This is a genomic window from Tetragenococcus halophilus (assembly GCF_001712815.1).
GTDB classification, from domain to species: domain Bacteria; phylum Bacillota; class Bacilli; order Lactobacillales; family Enterococcaceae; genus Tetragenococcus; species Tetragenococcus halophilus.
Genome location: NZ_CP012047.1, coordinates 1,671,784 through 1,687,913, shown reverse-complemented (window position 1 = coordinate 1,687,913; position 16,130 = coordinate 1,671,784). Strand labels below are relative to the sequence as shown.

Annotated in this window: 8 protein-coding genes, 12 tRNA genes and 3 rRNA genes; 21 read left to right on the top strand and 2 right to left on the bottom strand. The window is 41.9% G+C overall.

Annotated features, from left to right (window positions below):
- Nucleotides 1-164 precede the first annotated feature (164 nt).
- The 15 genes from AC806_RS08025 to AC806_RS07955 all read left to right on the top strand — a co-directional run bounded on the left by AC806_RS08025 (nucleotide 165) and on the right by AC806_RS07955 (nucleotide 6,156).
- Nucleotides 165-1,723: ribosomal RNA gene (locus AC806_RS08025) — 16S ribosomal RNA — on the top strand.
- 227 nt (nucleotides 1,724-1,950) lie between these two features.
- Nucleotides 1,951-4,863: ribosomal RNA gene (locus tag AC806_RS08020) — 23S ribosomal RNA — on the top strand.
- Between the two features lie 84 nt (nucleotides 4,864-4,947).
- Nucleotides 4,948-5,063: ribosomal RNA gene (gene rrf, locus AC806_RS08015) — 5S ribosomal RNA — on the top strand.
- The 16S, 23S and 5S rRNA genes sit together here with 12 tRNA genes alongside, the layout of an rRNA operon.
- 5 nt (nucleotides 5,064-5,068) lie before the next feature.
- Nucleotides 5,069-5,142: transfer RNA gene (locus tag AC806_RS08010), tRNA-Asn, on the top strand.
- 47 nt (nucleotides 5,143-5,189) lie between these two features.
- Nucleotides 5,190-5,278: transfer RNA gene (locus AC806_RS08005), tRNA-Ser, on the top strand.
- Between the two features lie 11 nt (nucleotides 5,279-5,289).
- Nucleotides 5,290-5,361, top strand: a tRNA-Glu gene (locus AC806_RS08000).
- A gap of 13 nt (nucleotides 5,362-5,374) precedes the next feature.
- A tRNA-Val gene (locus AC806_RS07995) sits at nucleotides 5,375-5,447 on the top strand.
- Between the two features lie 3 nt (nucleotides 5,448-5,450).
- Nucleotides 5,451-5,524 (top strand) — tRNA-Asp (locus AC806_RS07990).
- Between the two features lie 22 nt (nucleotides 5,525-5,546).
- Nucleotides 5,547-5,619 (top strand) — tRNA-Phe (locus tag AC806_RS07985).
- A 4-nt stretch (nucleotides 5,620-5,623) separates the two neighbouring features.
- A tRNA-Tyr gene (locus AC806_RS07980) sits at nucleotides 5,624-5,704 on the top strand.
- A gap of 5 nt (nucleotides 5,705-5,709) precedes the next feature.
- A tRNA-Trp gene (locus AC806_RS07975) sits at nucleotides 5,710-5,783 on the top strand.
- A gap of 2 nt (nucleotides 5,784-5,785) precedes the next feature.
- Nucleotides 5,786-5,858, top strand: a tRNA-His gene (locus AC806_RS07970).
- Nucleotides 5,859-5,869: 11 nt separating this feature from the next.
- A tRNA-Gln gene (locus tag AC806_RS07965) sits at nucleotides 5,870-5,941 on the top strand.
- A 41-nt stretch (nucleotides 5,942-5,982) separates the two neighbouring features.
- A tRNA-Cys gene (locus tag AC806_RS07960) sits at nucleotides 5,983-6,053 on the top strand.
- An 18-nt stretch (nucleotides 6,054-6,071) separates the two neighbouring features.
- Nucleotides 6,072-6,156, top strand: a tRNA-Leu gene (locus AC806_RS07955).
- Nucleotides 6,157-6,214: 58 nt separating this feature from the next.
- Here the strand turns inward: AC806_RS07955 and AC806_RS11750 are convergent.
- Nucleotides 6,215-7,024, bottom strand: a complete 810-nt coding sequence (locus tag AC806_RS11750; RefSeq protein WP_083207578.1) for a PTS sugar transporter subunit IIA — start codon at nucleotides 7,022-7,024, stop codon at nucleotides 6,215-6,217.
- Nucleotides 7,025-7,250: 226 nt separating this feature from the next.
- On the opposite strand from AC806_RS11750, the gene AC806_RS07945 reads away from it, so the two are divergent.
- Nucleotides 7,251-7,922: an HAD family hydrolase gene (locus AC806_RS07945; RefSeq protein ID WP_061841317.1), complete on the top strand. Its 672-nt coding sequence runs from the start codon at nucleotides 7,251-7,253 to the stop codon at nucleotides 7,920-7,922.
- A gap of 197 nt (nucleotides 7,923-8,119) precedes the next feature.
- Nucleotides 8,120-9,469: a D-serine ammonia-lyase gene (locus AC806_RS07940; RefSeq protein ID WP_061841318.1), complete on the top strand. Its 1,350-nt coding sequence runs from the start codon at nucleotides 8,120-8,122 to the stop codon at nucleotides 9,467-9,469.
- Between the two features lie 57 nt (nucleotides 9,470-9,526).
- Here AC806_RS07940 and AC806_RS07935 read toward each other — a convergent pair whose 3' ends face one another.
- On the bottom strand, nucleotides 9,527-10,315 hold the full coding sequence (locus tag AC806_RS07935; protein ID WP_061841319.1) for a glycyl-radical enzyme activating protein: 789 nt from the start codon (nucleotides 10,313-10,315) through the stop codon (nucleotides 9,527-9,529).
- 151 nt (nucleotides 10,316-10,466) lie between these two features.
- On the opposite strand from AC806_RS07935, the gene AC806_RS07930 reads away from it, so the two are divergent.
- From AC806_RS07930 to AC806_RS07915, 4 genes are all read left to right on the top strand, one after another.
- On the top strand, nucleotides 10,467-11,210 hold the full coding sequence (locus tag AC806_RS07930; RefSeq protein ID WP_061841320.1) for a DeoR/GlpR family DNA-binding transcription regulator: 744 nt from the start codon (nucleotides 10,467-10,469) through the stop codon (nucleotides 11,208-11,210).
- A 124-nt stretch (nucleotides 11,211-11,334) separates the two neighbouring features.
- Complete coding sequence (locus AC806_RS07925) at nucleotides 11,335-13,773, top strand: glycyl radical protein (RefSeq protein ID WP_061841321.1); 2,439 nt, start codon at nucleotides 11,335-11,337, stop codon at nucleotides 13,771-13,773.
- Between the two features lie 551 nt (nucleotides 13,774-14,324).
- Nucleotides 14,325-15,623, top strand: a complete 1,299-nt coding sequence (ltrA, locus tag AC806_RS07920; protein WP_014124169.1) for a group II intron reverse transcriptase/maturase — start codon at nucleotides 14,325-14,327, stop codon at nucleotides 15,621-15,623.
- Between the two features lie 240 nt (nucleotides 15,624-15,863).
- Nucleotides 15,864-16,046, top strand: coding sequence for a DUF6440 family protein (locus AC806_RS07915; RefSeq protein WP_061841322.1), 183 nt, complete (start codon nucleotides 15,864-15,866; stop codon nucleotides 16,044-16,046).
- Nucleotides 16,047-16,130: the final 84 nt, after the last annotated feature.

The window sequence follows — 16,130 nt, the reverse complement described above, 5'->3', positions numbered from 1 at the left end:
ACGGCAACAAGCAGTAGACCTTTGAAAACTGAACAAAGCAAGCAAACGAACCAATGTGTCGGGCGCTTCTTTGAAAGAAGAAGCAACCAAGCAATAAACGCGAACAACACGCGAGCAAAAAGTTGAAGAGCTAAGTACGATCAACGGTGTTGATCGATCAAATTCAAGATGAGAGTTTGATCCTGGCTCAGGACGAACGCTGGCGGCGTGCCTAATACATGCAAGTCGAACGCTGCTTAGAAAGAAACTTCGGTTTTTTTCTAAGCGGAGTGGCGGACGGGTGAGTAACACGTGGGGAACCTATCCATCAGCGGGGGATAACACTTGGAAACAGGTGCTAATACCGCATACGGCTTTTTTTCACCTGAAAGAAAGCTCAAAGGCGCTTTACAGCGTCACTGATGGCTGGCCCCGCGGTGCATTAGCCAGTTGGTGAGGTAACGGCTCACCAAAGCAACGATGCATAGCCGACCTGAGAGGGTGATCGGCCACACTGGGACTGAGACACGGCCCAGACTCCTACGGGAGGCAGCAGTAGGGAATCTTCGGCAATGGACGCAAGTCTGACCGAGCAACGCCGCGTGAGTGAAGAAGGTTTTCGGATCGTAAAGCTCTGTTGTCAGCAAAGAACAGGAGAAAGAGGCAATGCTTTTTCTATGACGGTAGCTGACCAGAAAGCCACGGCTAACTACGTGCCAGCAGCCGCGGTAATACGTAGGTGGCAAGCGTTGTCCGGATTTATTGGGCGTAAAGCGAGCGCAGGCGGTGATTTAAGTCTGATGTGAAAGCCCCCAGCTCAACTGGGGAGGGTCATTGGAAACTGGATCACTTGAGTGCAGAAGAGGAGAGTGGAATTCCATGTGTAGCGGTGAAATGCGTAGATATATGGAGGAACACCAGTGGCGAAGGCGGCTCTCTGGTCTGTAACTGACGCTGAGGCTCGAAAGCGTGGGTAGCAAACAGGATTAGATACCCTGGTAGTCCACGCCGTAAACGATGAGTGCTAAGTGTTGGAGGGTTTCCGCCCTTCAGTGCTGCAGTTAACGCATTAAGCACTCCGCCTGGGGAGTACGACCGCAAGGTTGAAACTCAAAGGAATTGACGGGGGCCCGCACAAGCGGTGGAGCATGTGGTTTAATTCGAAGCAACGCGAAGAACCTTACCAGGTCTTGACATCCTTTGACCGCCCTAGAGATAGGGTTTCCCCTTCGGGGGCAAAGTGACAGGTGGTGCATGGTTGTCGTCAGCTCGTGTCGTGAGATGTTGGGTTAAGTCCCGTAACGAGCGCAACCCTTATTGTTAGTTGCCAGCATTGAGTTGGGCACTCTAGCAAGACTGCCGGTGACAAACCGGAGGAAGGCGGGGATGACGTCAAATCATCATGCCCCTTATGACCTGGGCTACACACGTGCTACAATGGGAAGTACAACGAGCAAGCCAAGCCGCAAGGCCTAGCGAATCTCTGAAAGCTTCTCTCAGTTCGGATTGCAGGCTGCAACTCGCCTGCATGAAGCCGGAATCGCTAGTAATCGCGGATCAGCATGCCGCGGTGAATCCGTTCCCGGGCCTTGTACACACCGCCCGTCACACCACGAGAGTTTGTAACACCCAAAGTCGGTGCGGCAACCCTTAAGGGAGCCAGCCGCCTAAGGTGGGACGAATGATTGGGGTGAAGTCGTAACAAGGTAGCCGTATCGGAAGGTGCGGCTGGATCACCTCCTTTCTAAGGAAAAATACGGAAGGTCGACATATCGTTTGCGCTTTGTTCAGTTTTGAGAGGTTTACTCTCAAAACTTGGTTCTTTGAAAACTGGATAGAAAAACAACAATCAACACCAACCGAGAATCCGCGTTGAACACGTTTTTTAACGAAGTTTACGCACATGTTCGAAGGGCTTTGATCGCTCAAAGCAAACACCTTCGAGAAACCCTTGACCGCAAGGTCAAGTCAGGTTAAGTAAGAAAGGGCGCACGGCGGATGCCTTGGCACTAGGAGCCGATGAAGGACGGGACCAACACCGATATGCTCTGGGGAGCTGTAAGTAAGCTTGGATCCAGAGATTTCCGAATGGGGAAACCTCGCATTTTTTATCGAATGCGGCTTGACCTGTGAATACATAGCAGGCAAGCGGAAGACGCAGTGAACTGAAACATCTTAGTAGCTGCAGGAAGAAAAAGAAAAATCGATTCCCTGAGTAGCGGCGAGCGAAACGGGAATAGCCCAAACCAGAATGCTTGCATTCTGGGGTTGTAGGACGTTTATTCACGGACAGGACGGTTAGCCGAAGGCTTTGGGATAAGCCGCCGGAGCGGGTAAGAGCCCCGTAGGCGAAAACTGTCAGGTTCGTAAACGGATCCTGAGTACGACGGGACACGTGAAATGCCGTCGGAAACCGGGAGGACCATCTCCCAAGGCTAAATACTCCCTAGTGACCGATAGTGAACCAGTACCGTGAGGGAAAGGTGAAAAGCACCCCGGAAGGGGAGTGAAAGAGATCCTGAAACCGTGTGCTTACAAGGAGTTAGAGCCCGTTTATGGGTGATAGCGTGCCTTTTGCAGAATGAACCGGCGAGTTGCGCTGGCTGGCGAGGTTAAGTCTGAAAAGACGGAGCCGCAGCGAAAGCGAGTCTGAAATGGGCGTTGAGTCAGACGGCGCAGACCCGAAACCAGGTGATCTACCCATGTCCAGGTTGAAGGTGCGGTAAAACGCACTGGAGGACCGAACCCACGTACGTTGAAAAGTGCGGGGATGAGATGTGGGTAGCGGAGAAATTCCAAACGAACTTGGAGATAGCTGGTTCTCTCCGAAATAGCTTTAGGGCTAGCGTCAAGGAAGCAATGATGGAGGTAGAGCACTGTTTGGACGAGGGGCCCGTCTTGGGTTACCGAATCCAGATAAACTCCGAATGCCATTGATTGCCCCTTGGCAGTCAGACGGTGAGTGATAAGATCCATCGTCGAAAGGGAAACAGCCCAGACCACCAGCTAAGGCCCCTAAATGTATGTTAAGTGGAAAAGGAGGTGGGGTTGCTTAGACAACTAGGATGTTGGCTTAGAAGCAGCCATCATTGAAAGAGTGCGTAATAGCTCACTAGTCGAGTGACCCTGCGCCGAAAATGTACCGGGGCTAAACATACTGCCGAAGCTGTGGAAAACACCTTAGGTGTTTTGGTAGGAGAGCGTTCTAAGGGCGGTGAAGGTCGACTGAAAAGACGGCTGGAGCGCTTAGAAGTGAGAATGCCGGTATGAGTAGCGAAAGACAGGTGAGAATCCTGTCCACCGTAAGACGAAGGTTTCCTGGGGAAGGCTCGTCCGCCCAGGGTTAGTCGGGACCTAAGCTGAGGCCGAAAGGCGTAAGCGATGGCCAACAGGTTGATATTCCTGTACCTGTTATCTTCATTTGAGTGATGGAGGGACGCAGGAGGCAAAAGAAAGCAGACGAATGGAAAGGTCTGTCCAAGCAGTGCATCGGAGAAAGAGTGAAAGGCTTTTTCTTGTCAACGACAAGCTGTGACGGGGAGGGAAATTTAAGTACCGAAGTTCTGGCGTCACACTGCCAAGAAAAACTTCTAGCAAGAAGGTAATGGCCCGTACCGCAAACCGACACAGGTCGTCGAGGAGAGTATCCTCAGGTGAGCGAGCGAACTCTCGTTAAGGAACTCGGCAAAATGACCCCGTAACTTCGGGAGAAGGGGTGCTGCTCTAACGAGCAGCCGCAGTGAATAGGCCCAAGCGACTGTTTATCAAAAACACAGGTCTCTGCAAAATCGTAAGATGACGTATAGGGGCTGACGCCTGCCCGGTGCTGGAAGGTTAAGAGGAGTGCTTAGCGTAAGCGAAGGTACGAATTGAAGCCCCAGTAAACGGCGGCCGTAACTATAACGGTCCTAAGGTAGCGAAATTCCTTGTCGGGTAAGTTCCGACCCGCACGAAAGGCGCAACGATTTGGGCACTGTCTCAACGAGAGACTCGGTGAAATTTTAGTACCTGTGAAAATGCAGGTTACCCGCGACAGGACGGAAAGACCCCATGGAGCTTTACTGTAATTTGATATTGGGTGTCTGTGATGCATGTACAGCATAGGTAGGAGCCGTAGAATTCGGGACGCGAGTCTCGAAGGAGGCATCCGTGGGATACTACCCTTGCATTATGGCCACTCTAACCCGCGCCACTGATCGTGGCGGGAGACAGTGTCAGATGGGCAGTTTGACTGGGGCGGTCGCCTCCTAAAAAGTAACGGAGGCGCCCCAAGGTTTCCTCAGAATGGTTGGAAATCATTCAAAGAGTGTAAAGGCAGAAGGGAGCTTGACTGTGAGAGCAACAACTCGAGCAGGGACGAAAGTCGGGCTTAGTGATCCGGTGGTTCCGCATGGAAGGGCCATCGCTCAACGGATAAAAGCTACCCTGGGGATAACAGGCTTATCTCCCCCAAGAGTCCACATCGACGGGGAGGTTTGGCACCTCGATGTCGGCTCGTCGCATCCTGGGGCTGTAGTCGGTCCCAAGGGTTGGGCTGTTCGCCCATTAAAGCGGCACGCGAGCTGGGTTCAGAACGTCGTGAGACAGTTCGGTCCCTATCCGTCGCGGGCGTAGGAAATTTGCGAGGCGCTGTCCTTAGTACGAGAGGACCGGGATGGACCTACCGCTGGTGGACCAGTTGTCGTGCCAACGGCATCGCTGGGTAGCTAAGTAGGGCAGGAATAAACGCTGAAAGCATCTAAGCGTGAAGTCCCCCTCAAGATGAGATTTCCCCTTTCTAAAAGAAAGTAAGATCCCTGAGAGAAGATCAGGTAGATAGGTTCGAAGTGGAAGACCTGCGAGGGTTGGAGCGGACGAATACTAATCGATCGAGGACTTAACCACAAAGGTTTGGATTTTCGGTGAAGCGAAGCAGTTGTTTTTCATCCAGTTTTGAGGGAACCAAAAGGTTCACTCAACGTCAAGTTGTGTGGTGATGATGGCAAGAAGGAGACACCTGTTCCCATGCCGAACACAGTCGTTAAGCTTCTTAGCGCCAATTGTAGTGAGGGGCTTCCCCTTGTGAGAGTAGGACATCGCCACGCATTATTCCGGCATAGCTCAGTTGGTAGTAGCGCATGACTGTTAATCATGATGTCGTAGGTTCGAGTCCTACTGCCGGAGTTCTCTAATGAGAATATTATTTGAAGAGTTTGGGCTTCTTTGAGCTTGGAGAGTTGTCCGAGAGGCCGAAGGAGCATGATTGGAAATCATGTAGATGGTATTCACTGTCTCAAGGGTTCGAATCCCTTACTCTCCGTAACTAAGTTTGGTCCGTTGGTCAAGAGGTTAAGACACCGCCTTTTCACGGCGGTATCACGGGTTCGAATCCCGTACGGACCATTGACTGATAGTTGGAGGTTTAGCTCAGCTGGGAGAGCATCTGCCTTACAAGCAGAGGGTCATAGGTTCGAGCCCTATAACCTCCATACGGTCTGGTAGTTCAGCTGGTTAGAATGCCTGCCTGTCACGCAGGAGGTCGCGGGTTCGAGTCCCGTCCAGACCGTTGTTTTTAATTTTACAGTGTTGGATCGATAGCTCAGTCGGTAGAGCAACGGATTGAAGCTCCGTGTGTCGGCAGTTCGATTCTGTCTCGATCCATTATGGAGGAGTAGCGAAGTGGCTAAACGCGGCGGACTGTAAATCCGTTCCTTCGGGTTCAAAGGTTCGAATCCTTTCTCCTCCATTTATAGGGACATAGTTCAATGGTAGAACAACGGTCTCCAAAACCGTCGATGCGGGTTCAATCCCTGCTGTCCCTGCCATGGCGAATATGGCGAAGTGGTTAACGCACCGGATTGTGGCTCCGGCACGCGTGGGTTCGATCCCCACTATTCGCCCTTAGCATTATTGGGATATAGCCAAGCGGTAAGGCAATGGACTTTGACTCCATCATGCGCTGGTTCGAATCCAGCTATCCCAGTTAGGTTTCCTATTGAAAAATGGGATTTTTAATAGTATGATGGCGGTATAGCCAAGTGGTAAGGCAGAGGTCTGCAAAACCTTTATCACCGGTTCAAATCCGGTTACCGCCTTAGTACTAATAGTATTTTGCCGGCGTGGCGGAATTGGCAGACGCGCTGGACTCAAAATCCAGTGCCCGTTAAGGGCGTGTCGGTTCGACCCCGACCGCCGGTATTAAAACTAAGCGACAAACATTGAATTACCAGTGTTTGTCGCTTTTTTGTATCCAAATTTATTTTAAAGTGATTTTTCCGATAGATTCGTTCAAACCAACTCTTTTATCATCGACCAAATCTAGTGACTCAATTAAATTTGGCGAGAGTGTAATAAAGAGAATATCTGTCGTTTTCTTTTTAGTAAGAATGTAGTCTAAGTCCATCTCTGTAAGTAGATTACCGGCTTTGACATTTTGGTTTAATTTGACCGTATTATGAAAACCATGTCCATTTAAATCAATGGTATCAATTCCTATATGAATTAAATATTCGATATTATTTTCATCTTGAATACCAATAGCGTGTTTAGTCGGAAATAAACTTACAATTTTACCATCAACTGGTGAATAAACATTACCTTCAAAAGGCGTAACCGCAAAGCCACCTCCTAAAGTTTTATTAGAATAAACACTATCATCTACTTCTTCGATATCTTTTAATTTTCCTTTTGCCAAAGGATAGAGAGGAATCGTAGTATTTTTCGTTTTATTATCATTTATTTCTTTTCGGGTAATACTTTTGAACATTAAGCTTATAGGGCTTTTATTCGTTTCAAATAATCCAGCAATGTTCATTGAAATACTTGATTCTAGGCTATTAAATATTCGTTTTTTATTTATATGATAAAAGACGAGATAAAATAAAATAGACAAAATTGTTCCTAAAAAGACAAAAGAGAATAAATTTTTATGATTCTTTTCTATTGCTTCCCAAGAAAGCTGTAAGCTTAGTAAATAACTAGACAAAATAAAAGCAATACTATATTTTAACTGCTTGACGTGTGAAATAGTTGCTGTCCCGGTCTGAGGAAAACGATTGTCTTTCATACTAACTCACCTTTCTCATAAATTTTAATCAAGTAATTTACTCATCATCTTTATTATAATTTAGCATAAATTATTTCTAACGCAAAATAATTAGTTTCGTAAGAAAGTAATTATAATTACTTTAAAAAATAAAGAGATGATTTATAAAATATCATAAAGTAATTTTAAATGAAATTTGTGATACAATGATTTTAAATAATGGATTAAATAAAAATGGGGTGGACAAATGCGGTCATTTATTTTCGACTTTAATGGTACATTGTTTAGTGATTCGGCCTTACATGAACGGGCTTGGCAAGAATTTATTTTTGAACTTATAGGGCGTAAATTTTCTAAAGAAGAATTCGATCAAATACATGGACGTACCAATCATTTGAATATGGAGGCAATTTTAGGAGAGAAGCTTTCGAATGAAAAAGCAAATCAACTGTCAGAAAAAAAGGAAGCGATTTATCGTGATTTAGTTTTAAAAGAGCAACAAACCCAGTTAATTGAAGGAGTCACTGACTACCTTGATTTTTTAAAGAATAAGCAACAACTAATGAATATCGCGACAGTTTCTCCTAAAGTAAATTTAGATTTTTATTTTGAATTGTTTCAATTAGATCGATGGTTTGACTATCATCAAGTTGTTTATAATGATGGAACACTAAAAAGTAAACCAGCACCTGATTTTTACGTTCAAGCAGCTTTGAATGTAGGCGCTGATCCTAGACAGATGGTGATCTTTGAAGACTCACCGATTGGTTTACAAGGCGCTTATAATGCACAGGCTAATAAAATTATTGCGGTGGCCACAGGCGATAACCACAAGAAATTAGAAGGAACGGGGCTAGTCGATTTTGTTATCGATGATTTTACTGAAGCACGTATTAGAGAGATCTTAAAAGACGAATAAATACATTTACTCTATGAACAACGATTGCAGGGAACTATTATTAACCACGGATTTAAGAATTCGCGATATTGCTATGGGAATTGGGGTAAAACTATTATATAGTTTCATTATTTAGGTAGGCATGATTTGCAAAACAACCCTAATTATGATTATCATATTATAGTAGAACATCATTTACTATAAGGAGATAATATTAGATGGCACTAGAGAAAGAGGATATTTTATCTGCAATTAAAAATGAGACAGAATTATTTTGGTTAAATGAGGAATTATTACCAATAAAAGAAGCGAATCAAAAAACAAAATATTCTTTTGATGATATTCAAGATGCAGAAGCACGTTTACAACGTTTTTCCAGCTTTATAAGAAAAGCATATCCTGAAACTGAAGAGGCGTCTGGCATTATTGAGTCAACGATAACCGAAATACCCAATATGCGACAATTCTTAGATGAAAAGTATCAAAAAAATCTTAAAGGTTCTTTTTATTTAAAACGAGATGATCAATTATCGATTTCTGGTACTGTTAAAGCCAGAGGAGCGATTTATGAAGTTTTGAAACACGCTGAAAAGCTAGCTTTAGAACACGGCCTGTTGACTAGCACAAAAGAAGATTATGCTGTATTTGCTAGTCCAGAGTTTCAAAACTTTTTCTCTAATTATAATTTAACTGTAGGAACCACAGGGAATTTAGGGATTAGTGTTGGTACAATGGGAAGAAAGTTAGGCTTTGATGTAACTGTTCATATGTCTGTAGAAGCAAAAGAATGGAAAAGACAATATTTACGTGATTTAGGCGTAAACGTTATTGAACACGAATCGAATTTTTCCCTAGCTGTTAATAAGGGACGTGAACTTTCAGAAGCCGATCCTAAAAGCTATTTTGTGGATGATGAAAATTCTGAAACTTTGTTTTTAGGCTATACAGTTGGCGGCTATCGTATGAAAAATCAACTTAATCAAAGTGGAATTACAGTAGACAAAGAGCATCCACTATTTGTTTATCTGCCTTGTGGTATCGGTGGTGCTCCTAGTGGGGTGACATTCGGCCTTAAACAAGCTTTTGGCGATAATGTTCATTGTATCTTTGCAGAACCTACAAAAATGCCAAGTATGTTGATTGGTTTGGCTTCTCATCGATTTAATAACGTTTCTGTAGAAGATATCGGTTTAGGCGGAACTACAGTAGCTGATGGTTTGGCTGTGCCGAGAACTTCTGCCCTTGTTTCTCAATTGATTCGCTATTACTTTAGTGCTGGTTACACGCTTCAAGATGAAACGTTTAAACGGTTATTGTGGAATCTATATAATACAGAATCTATTTTCTTAGAACCAGCGGCTGTTGCGGGAGTTGCAGGTCCGTATGTTTTAATGTTAACAAAAGCGGGGCAAAATTATATTAAGGCTTACAATCTGCAAGACAAATTAGACAATGCTACCCATATTGCATGGGCAACAGGCGGTTCAATGGTTCCGGCAGATTATAGAGAAGAATTTATTGCAGAAGGAAGACAAGCAGAAAAAAAGCAACCGAGTCCCGTAAGCTAAAGCCAGTAAAACTATATGATAGAAAAAGCGCTAATTCAGCTGAATTTAGCGCTTTTTCTATTTTACAAGACATGAGATGTTGTGTTCTTCCATAATTTTTCCAAAGTAACCCAAGTCCTCAGTATGAAGTTGCGGAATATCTTGCATTTCATATTTACGATTTAAATTTTCATATTTTTTCTGCCCAAATTGATGAAAAGGTAATAATTCTATATTTTCAACACCCATTTGCTTAAACAAACGAGCAAATTGTCGGGCATCTTCCAAACTATCATTAAAGTGAGGGATGACAGGGATACGTACTGTTAGATCCTTTTGTTTTTCTAAAGCTAAAGCTAGATTTTTTAAGATTAACTTATTGGACGTACCAATTCCTTGGCGATGCTTATCAGGATCGTAATGTTTTACATCAAAATACAAAGTATCCACTTGTGCAATAAATTTTTCAAAGATGTGAGGATTAGCTTGCCCCGTGGTTTCTGAAGCTGTATGGATTCCCTTAGCTTTTAACTGTTTTAACAGTTCAGTAGCAAATTTGGCTTGATACAATACTTCCCCTCCTGAAAGAGTGACGCCACCACCAGATTCTTCATAAAAAGGAAGGTCTTTCATGACTTCTTCTATGATTTCATCAATTGTTTTATATTCACCAACAGTAGTGTATGTTTTTTGCTGATCGTCCCACATTTTTTCTACCTTACCACTTTGTGATTCAGGGTTAGCACACCAATAGCAACGTAAAGGACAGCCCTTGAAAAAAACTACCGTACGAATGCCCGGGCCATCATGGATACTGAACTTTTGAATATTAAAAATACAGGCCTGTAGTGGTGTTTTTGTCGTCATATAAATCCCCTTCTTTTTTTAATCAAGTTTATAATATCACAAAAACTAACATACGTAAAACGTATAAGTTACGAATGAAAGTTTTGCATAGAAAAATTGTTAGCTATTTATAAATATGGTATTCTTAATAAAATAAAAGTGAGGGATAGAAATGTCTCGAGAAGAAGAAATTATTGCCATTGTAAGTGAAAATAAAAAAATAGAAGTTAACGAATTAGCTGATCAATTAGAGGTATCACGGGTTACGGTCCGTAAAGATTTGGATAAATTAGAAGAAAGAGGGATTCTTCATCGACAACACGGTTTTGCTGTATTAAATAGTCAGGATGATATCAACTACCGTTTAGCAATTAATTATGATTTAAAAAGAAAAATTGCTAAAGAAGCAGCAAAATTGGTGAAAGATGGTGAAACTGTCATGATTGAGTCTGGTTCAACTTGTACGTTATTAGCAGAAGAACTAGCTTATCGTAAAAATGATGTGACAATTATTACCAACTCTAATTTTATTGCTTCTTATATTAGAAAAGCTGAAGCGGTTAAAGTATTATTGATTGGCGGAGAATATCAAAAAGATTCGCAAGTGAATGTAGGACCACTGGTAAAAAAAGTAATCAGTGAATTTCACGTGGATAAGTTATTTGTGGGAATCGATGGCTTTGATGAAAAAAGAGGATTCACTGGTAGCGATGTAACCCGTTCTGATACAGCCAATACTTTGATGCATTCTGCTAATCGCACGATCGTTTTAACTGATTCAAGTAAGTTCTTGCAAGTAGGCGTTGTCTCGGAATTTGCATTTGATAAAATTTCGATGGTATATACAGATAAACGTATAGAAAAGGAGAAAATAAAATTTTTAGAAAAACAAGAAACCCAAGTTATTACTGTTTAGTTTATTTAAAAGAGCTGTGTTCAGCTCTTTTTTTTTATGGTTATTTTTGAGTTTTGTGAATAAATATGCTATATTTACTACGAAAGAAAGACAAATGGTTTCAAATGAAAAAAGGAGAATCACTATGAAGATCCAAACAACAGAAAAAGTAACTGGTGAGCTGCCGCATTTTGGATTATTGACGGATCGTATGAATGAATATCGCGAAACTGTGTTAGAAAAGAAGCCCTATATTTGTGCAGAAAGAGCTTTGTTAGCAACTGAAGCTTATAAGAAGAATCAAAACCAGCCAAATGTTTTAAAACGTGCTTTGATGCTGCAAAATATTTTAGATAAAATGTCTATTTATATTGAAGATCAAACGTTAATCGTCGGTAATCAGGCAAGTTCAAACAGAGATGCGCCGATTTTTCCGGAATACACTTTAGATTTTGCTATGAATGAATTAGATACCTTTGAAAAACGTGATGGTGACGTATTCTATATTACAGAAGAAACCAAGGAACAAATCCGTTCTATCGCGCCATTTTGGGAAAATAATAATTTACGTGCTAAAGCAGGCGCATTGCTACCTGATGAAGTCCGCATATTTATGGAAACAGGGTTTTTTGGTATGGAAGGAAAAATGAATTCAGGCGATGCGCATTTAGCGGTGGATTATAAACAGTTACTTGAAGTTGGATTGAAAGGCTATGAAAAACGAACGTTAAACGCTAAAGCAGCATTAGACTTAACTAAACCAGAAAGTATCGACAAATATCATTTTTATAACGCGATTTTAATTGTAATAAATGCTGTGAAAAATTTCGCAAAGCGTTATGCGAAATTGGCAGAAGCAATGGCGGAAACGGCTGATACAAAACGGCGCGCAGAGTTACTTGAAATAAGCCGTATCTGTAACAAAGTACCTTATGAGCCAGCAGAAAGTTTTACAGAAGCACTACAAGCGACTTGGTTCATTCAATTAATTTTACAAATTGAATCCAATGGACATTCTTTGTCTTACGGACGTTTCGATCAATATATGTACCCTTATTTGAAAGCGGATTTAGCTAAAGGTGCTATGACTGAAGATAAAGCAGTTGAGCTATTGACTAATTTATGGATAAAAACATTAACGATTAACAAAGTACGTAGTCAATCACATACTTATAGTAGTGCAGGAAGCCCTTTGTACCAGAATGTTACGGTTGGTGGTCAAACAAGAGATAAAAAAGACGCGGTTAATAAACTTTCATTTTTAGTTTTACGTAGTGTAGCGCAAACCAAATTGCCACAACCTAATTTGACTGTACGTTATCATGCAGGCTTGAATAAAGACTTTATGAACGAAGCAATTGAAGTGATGAAGCTAGGTTTTGGTATGCCTGCTTTTAATAATGATGAAGTGATTATTCCATCGTTTATTAAGTATGGAGTAGCAGAAGAAGATGCCTACGATTATAGTGCTATTGGTTGTGTAGAAACAGCAGTTCCAGGTAAGTGGGGTTATCGTTGCACGGGGATGAGTTATATGAATTTTCCTAAGATTTTAACGATTGTGATGAATAATGGAATTGATCCTGTATCAGGCCATCGTTTTACTCAAGGGTACGGGCATTTTAAGGATATGCAGGCCTTTGCTGATTTAGAAAAAGCCTGGGATAAGACGGTTCGAGAGTTAACACGTATGAGTGTGATTGTTGAAAATGCGATTGATTTAGGGATTGAAAAAGAAGTTCCTGATATTTTATGTTCAGCTTTAACAGAAGATTGTATCGGTCGTGGACAAACAATCAAAGGAGGCGGCGCCATTTATGACTTTATTTCTGGATTACAAGTGGGAATCGCAAATCTTGCGAATTCACTGGCGGCTATTAAAAAATTAGTTTTTGAAGAAGAAAAAGTAACACAAGAAGAGCTTTGGGAAGCCCTAATGACGAACTGGGCAAGTCAAAGAAGTCAAGAAATTCAACAAATGATTCTTCATGAAGTGCCTAAGTACGGAAATGATGATGATTATACTGATCAATTAGCAACTAAAGCTTATGATAGCTATATTGACGAGATCAAAAAATATCCGAATACACGCTATGGGCGTGGACCTATCGGCGGTATTCGTTATTCGGGAACTTCTTCGATTTCAGCAAATGTTGGGCAAGGACGTAGTACCATGGCAACGCCAGATGGGCGTAAAGCTTGGGCCCCTTTAGCAGAAGGATGTTCACCTTCACATAATATGGATCAAAACGGCCCCACTGCAGTGTTAAAAAGTGTATCCAAGTTACCAACAGAAGATATTGTGGGCGGTGTTTTACTGAACCAAAAAGTAAATCCACAAACATTAGCTAAAGAAGAGGACAAGCAGAAGTTAATGATGTTACTGCGTACATTTTTCAACCGATTAAAAGGATACCATATCCAATATAATGTGGTTTCGAAAAAAACATTACTTGATGCACAAAAAAATCCAGAAAAACATCGAGACCTAATTGTACGTGTAGCTGGATATTCCGCATTTTTCAATGTATTATCCAAAGCAACGCAAGACGATATTATTGAGCGTACAGAACATGTGGTATAAAAGCTTCAATGAGGACAGCTAAAGAGATAGGTTGTCCTCATTTTTGTTGTGTGCCAGGCATGGCATTTATCTAGCTAGTGAAAGTCTAGTCACGGGTAGTTACCGCCAAGTGTAGCGAGCCACAAGCCGAAATCAGCGATGATGGGGTGAAGGAAGTGGTGGCGCAAATCTCTTGAACCTACGCACAGGAACTTGATGAGGCTAAATGGTGGATAAGGCTGCATATCAAGCCGAAGTCCAAAAGGTAAACGTAAAACCAAGACAGTAAATCAAGAGGTTGTGGAGAGAAAGATAAGTGTCTTACCCTGGGAGATCTTACGGACGTTTGCGAACGGTCGAAAAAGGTTTGTCGTAAGAAGTCAGCCGAGGCCATAGTAGCTATGATATTACATGTAGTGAAGGGCTGAATGTTTGTATAGTGTGAATCGCTAGAAGAAAATATCCAAGCAGTCCGGAAACGAGGATACCCTAGAACGGTAGAACGTAACTATCGATGGGAAAAGTAGTGAGGACGATCTTGGATCCATCTACACCTAGAGGAGGAACAGCGCATGAGATTCATTGAAAAGATCACGAGCCAGCAAAACATGAGACAAGCCATCGAGCAGGTCAAAAAGAATAAAGGCGCTCCGGGTGTTGATAAAATGACAGTCGACGAACTTGACCATTATTTCTATCAACACGGACATTCCCTTGTTCAAGAGATTCGATCGATGACTTACCGTCCGAAAACAGTCAAACGAGTTTATATCCCTAAGCCCGATGGAAAACAAAGACCTTTAGGGATTCCAAGTGTCGTGGACCGTGTGGTACAACAAGCAACCGCGCAACAGCTGAGTCGCATTTTCGATGTTCACTTCAGTGAAAGCAGTTATGGTTTTCGTCCCAATCGAAGTGCACATCAAGCGATTGAAAAAGTTCTTGATTACTTGAATGAAGGTTATGAATGGCTCATTGATATGGACATTGAGAAATATTTTGATACGGTTCATCATGATAAATTAATCTCGACCCTTAGAGAACGGGTCAAAGATAGAGAAACGCTTCACTTAATACGTGTTTTCTTAAAAGCAGGGATTATGGAAAATGGCTTTGTTCGTCCGAATGAAACGGGCGTTCCGCAAGGCGGACCTTTAAGTCCCATTTTAGCGAATATTTATCTGGACAAATTGGATAAAGAACTAGAAGCAAGAGGACTCTATTTTGTCCGTTATGCGGATGATACGGATATCTTTGTCAAAAGTGAGCGGGCAGCCAATCGTGTAATGAAATCTATTACGAGTTGGATTGAAAGAAAGCTTTTCTTACGAGTGAACGTCACAAAAACCAAGGTGGTACGACCGACACAGAGTCAATTTTTAGGGTTTACCTTCTGGAAGAACCAGAAGGGTTGGCAGTGTAAACCGAGCAAAGTCAGTAAAACAAAGCTCTATGATAAAACGAAAGCCATCCTTAAAAGAAAACAGGCTGTGTCACGACCCTTAGCGGTGACATTCACGAAACTCAACCAAACGATAAGAGGCTGGATCAATTACTACCGTATCGGGAATATGAAAACCTATCTAGCAAAGTTTGGGCAATGGTTACGACATAAAGTCCGAGTGATCATCATAAAGCAATGGAAACTGCCACAACGAATCTATACGAATCTACAACAATTAAACCGATTATTCAAATGCCATTTTACCAAAGAAAATATTTATAAGGTGGCAAATTCGAGATTAGGTTGGTATAGGAAATGTGGCATGGACGTCGTCAATTTTACCCTAAGTCCGAAAGTTTTAGCCATAAAGAAAAAGGATCGACCTGGATTGGTCAATCCTTTAAATTACTATCTTAATCAAGCGTGAAAACAATACAAATGGAGCGCCGTATACGAGAACCGTACGTACGGTGCGACGGGAGGGGCGGAAATTTATTTCCCCTCTACCCTATTAAAAAATGATTTTTTGCATTTAAGGAAGGTCGCTGCTTTTTGTGAAATTCTCCTTATTTGTGTGTAAAAATGTTAGAATAAAGGTGAGAAGGTTATCCATAACAAGAAGCTTGGTAAGAACTGTTAATGATGCAATAAGGAAGGAGGCAACGATATGTCAGAAAAACGATTTGAAGAAGTTTATAAGCAAGGTAAATTAACGGCGGAAAAAATTATTCGTGATAATAAAACAGGCGTTTTGTATTTAGTTTATCAAGAAGGATATGGCATGGGACTGACTGTTATGGTTGATAAAGATGGAAAACCATTAGTGGATGAGTCTTTTAAAGATGAATGAAAAGGTTCATAATTGTTAGTTTTAAATACTATTAAGAGATTTTACGAACGTTTTGAAATTACGCTCTGTGAAATCTCTTTTTTA

What these genes read in the sequence shown, in the direction of transcription:
- AC806_RS07930 (WP_061841320.1), top strand. Translation starts at nt 10,467, where the DNA reads ATGTCTCGAGAAGAAGAAATTATTGCCATTGTAAGTGAAAATAAAAAA.
- AC806_RS11750 (WP_083207578.1), bottom strand. Translation starts at nt 7,024, where the DNA reads ATGAAAGACAATCGTTTTCCTCAGACCGGGACAGCAACTATTTCACAC.
- AC806_RS07935 (WP_061841319.1), bottom strand. Translation starts at nt 10,315, where the DNA reads ATGACGACAAAAACACCACTACAGGCCTGTATTTTTAATATTCAAAAG.
- AC806_RS07945 (WP_061841317.1), top strand. Translation starts at nt 7,251, where the DNA reads ATGCGGTCATTTATTTTCGACTTTAATGGTACATTGTTTAGTGATTCG.
- AC806_RS07925 (WP_061841321.1), top strand. Translation starts at nt 11,335, where the DNA reads ATGAAGATCCAAACAACAGAAAAAGTAACTGGTGAGCTGCCGCATTTT.
- ltrA (WP_014124169.1), top strand. Translation starts at nt 14,325, where the DNA reads ATGAGATTCATTGAAAAGATCACGAGCCAGCAAAACATGAGACAAGCC.
- AC806_RS07940 (WP_061841318.1), top strand. Translation starts at nt 8,120, where the DNA reads ATGGCACTAGAGAAAGAGGATATTTTATCTGCAATTAAAAATGAGACA.
- AC806_RS07915 (WP_061841322.1), top strand. Translation starts at nt 15,864, where the DNA reads ATGTCAGAAAAACGATTTGAAGAAGTTTATAAGCAAGGTAAATTAACG.